Below are 2,968 nucleotides of genomic sequence, written 5' to 3' on the forward strand. Positions count from 1 at the left end.
GACACGACCGCCTCGAACTCGTCGTCCACGTCCGCCCCCGACCACGTCGACGCGTGCGCCGGGTCGTGGTAGCGGGCGGTGGCGGCGAGGACCGCGCGGGCGGCGCGGGCCGGGTCCGGGGTGGTGAAGCAGCCCGTGTCGACGCCCGCCTGCACGATCTTGGTCAGGTCGTCGACCAGCGCGGTCACGTGGGCGGACACGACCCGGCTGTTCTCGGCCACCAGGACCTGGAAGGTGGCGAACAGCTCCGGGTCGCCCAGCGCCTTGCGGCGCTTGGCGTCGAACAGGGCGGCCAGCCAGTCGCGCAGCCGGCGCGGCGGGTCGGTCGGCGCGGTCACCAGCTCCGCCAGGCCCGCGTGGGCGCGGTCGAGCCAGCGCTGGGTCACCGCCTCGCGCAGCGCCGCCTTGGTCGGGAAGTGCCGGTAGACGCTGCCGTGGCTCACGCCCAGCACCCGCGCCACGTCCACCACGGTGGCCTTCGCCGGGCCGAAGCGCCGCAGGACGTCCTCGGTCGCGCCGAGGATGGTCTCCGCGGTGAGTGCTTCGGCCACGGCGTCCTCCAGGTCCGGGTGGGTCCGGTGATTGTGCCCGCCCGGTCAGTGCTCGCTGTCGAGGTGGGCCATCTGCGCTTCGGCGTACCGGCTGCCGGCGGCGGCGTCGGGGGGCACGGCGGCCTCGACGGCGGCCAGGTCGGCCGGGGTCAGCTCCACCTCCAGCGCGCCCAGGGCCTCGGCGAGGCGGTCGCGGCGGCGCGCGCCCACCAGCGGCACGACGTCGTCGCCCCGCGACAGCACCCAGGCGATGGCGAGCTGGGCGACGGACGCGCCCTTGGCGGCGGCGACCGCGCGCAGCGCCTCGACCAGCGCCAGGTTGTGGTCGAGGTTGTCGCCCTGGAAGCGCGGCGAGGCCGCGCGGAAGTCGGCGATCCGGCGGGACGCGGTCCAGTGGCCGGAGATGAGGCCCCGCGACAGCACGCCGTAGGCGGTGACGCCGATGCCCAGCTCGCGCGCGGTCGGCAGGATGTCCCGCTCGACGCCGCGCGAGATCAGCGAGTACTCGATCTGGAGGTCGGTGATCGGGTGCACGGCGTGCGCCCGGCGCAGGGTCTCGGCGCCCACCTCGGACAGGCCGATGTGCCGCACGTACCCCTTCTCGACCTGCTCGGCGATGGCGCCGACGGTGTCCTCGATCGGCACGGCGGGGTCGAGGCGGGCCGGGCGGTAGACGTCGACGTGGTCGGTGCCCAGCCGGCGCAGGGTGTAGGCGAGGAAGTTGCGCACGGCCTCGGGCCTGCCGTCGTTGCCGTGCCAGCCGCCGTCCGCGTCGCGCAGCGCGCCGAACTTCACGCTGATCGCCACGTCCTCGCGCCGCCGGTCGGCCAGCGCGCGGCGGATCAGCATCTCGTTGTGGCCCATGCCGTAGAAGTCGCCGGTGTCGAGCAGCGTCACGCCCGCGTCGACCGCGGCGTGGATCGTCGCCACGCTCTCCGCCTCGTCGGCCGGGCCGTACAGGTCGGACATGCCCATGCAGCCCAGGCCGAGCGCGGAGACGCGGAGGTCGCGGCCGAGCCGCCGTTCGCGGGTGACCCGGGGAGTGGAGTCGGTCATGACCCCACTCTGCCCCATCAGCTGACAGATTTCACTATTTGTCACTCCACCGGAGTCATCCCCCCGGCAGGGTCATCCCCCGGCAGGTCATCGCACCACCGCCGACAGCGCGGGCGCCAGGTCGCCGCGCGGCGCCACGACCACGTCGTCCAGCTCCAGCCAGTCGGCCATGTGCCGCAGCTCGGCGGCCAGCTCCACCGCCACCCGGCCCACGTCCGCCGTCGGCTCGGAGAACGCCGACTGCACGCGCAGCACGCCCGCCGCCCGGTCCGCCTTGAGGTCGACCCGCCCCACCAGCTCGCCGTCCAGCAGGAACGGGAACACGTAGTAGCCGTGCACCCGCTTCGGCGCGGGCACGTAGATCTCGATGCGGTAGAAGAAGTCGAAGATGCGCTCGGTGCGCGCCCGCTCCCAGATCAGCGGGTCGAACGGGCACAGCAGCGCCCGGCCCAGGACCCGGCGCGGCACGCGCGCCTCCACGTGCTTGTAGGCGGGCGCGGTCCAGCCGCGCACCTCGACCGGCTCCAGCACGCCCGCGTCCACCAGCTCGGCGACCGCCTGCCTGCTGCGCGCCGGGTCGAGCCGGTAGTAGTCGCGCAGGTCCGGCTCGGTGGCCACGCCCAGCGCCGTCGCCGCCCGCGCCACCAGCTCCCGCGCGCCCTCCTCCGGCGCCACGCGGCGGGCCAGCACGTCGGCCGGCAGCACCCGCTCGGTCAGGTCGTAGAGCCGCTCGAAGCCGCGCCGGGTGCCCGTCGTCAGCACGCCCGAGCCGAACAGGTACTCGCAGACCTTCTTGACCTCCGACCAGTTCCAGCCCCAGTGGTCCTTGGCCCGCGGCACGCCGCCGGCCAGCGCCTTCTCGATCGCGCCCGCGCCCAGCGGCCCCAGCTCCCCCACCACCGCCAGCACGTCGTCGACGAGCCCCGGCGACGCCTCGACCACCGTCGCGTAGTTGCGCCACCAGCCCTGGCGCTTGGCGCCGGAGTGGAACAGCGGCCAGTCCTCCACCGGCACCAGGCTCGCCTCGTGCGCCCAGTACTCCACCAGCAGCCTCGGCCGGCGCGGGCTGTGCGCCCACGCCGCGTCGTCCAGCAGCGCCGGCTCGTAGGACCCGAGGCGGGAGAACAGCGGCATGTAGTGCGCGCGCACGGCGACGTTGACCGAGTCGAGCTGGAGCAGCCGGACGCGGGACAGCACCTTCTGGAGGTGCCGCCGGGTGGGCGCGCCCGTCGGGCGGGGATCGGCGAAGCCCTGCGCCCCGAGGGCGATGCGGCGTGCGACGTCGGCGCTCATCTTCTGCACGCCCGGATGATCCCACCGGGGTACGACAACCCTGCGGGTGATCACCGGGAGGGCCGCCG

General features: G+C 74.8%; 3 protein-coding genes. All 3 read right to left on the reverse strand.

The genetic code is table 11. The features are described from left to right. On the reverse strand, positions 1-551 hold a 551-nt coding region (locus ACR807_RS41520; protein ID WP_438927048.1), incomplete at its 3' end, for a TetR/AcrR family transcriptional regulator. A gap of 45 nt (positions 552-596) precedes the next feature. Continuing rightward, on the reverse strand, positions 597-1,607 hold the full coding sequence (locus tag ACR807_RS41525; RefSeq protein ID WP_438927049.1) for an aldo/keto reductase: 1,011 nt from the start codon (positions 1,605-1,607) through the stop codon (positions 597-599). Positions 1,608-1,694: 87 nt separating this feature from the next. After that, the gene (locus ACR807_RS41530; RefSeq protein ID WP_438927050.1) at positions 1,695-2,900 is read right to left on the reverse strand and encodes a winged helix-turn-helix domain-containing protein; all 1,206 of its coding nucleotides are present in this window, start codon (positions 2,898-2,900) and stop codon (positions 1,695-1,697) included. Between the last annotated feature and the right edge of the window lie 68 nt (positions 2,901-2,968).

Origin of the sequence: Saccharothrix sabaoui (assembly GCF_051756985.1) — a bacterium.
In the GTDB taxonomy this organism is placed as follows: domain Bacteria; phylum Actinomycetota; class Actinomycetes; order Mycobacteriales; family Pseudonocardiaceae; genus Actinosynnema.

Bases quoted from the DNA above. Each gene is read 5' to 3' on its own strand.
- ACR807_RS41525 (WP_438927049.1), bottom strand. From the start codon at position 1,607: ATGACCGACTCCACTCCCCGGGTCACCCGCGAACGGCGGCTCGGCCGC.
- ACR807_RS41530 (WP_438927050.1), bottom strand. From the start codon at position 2,900: ATGAGCGCCGACGTCGCACGCCGCATCGCCCTCGGGGCGCAGGGCTTC.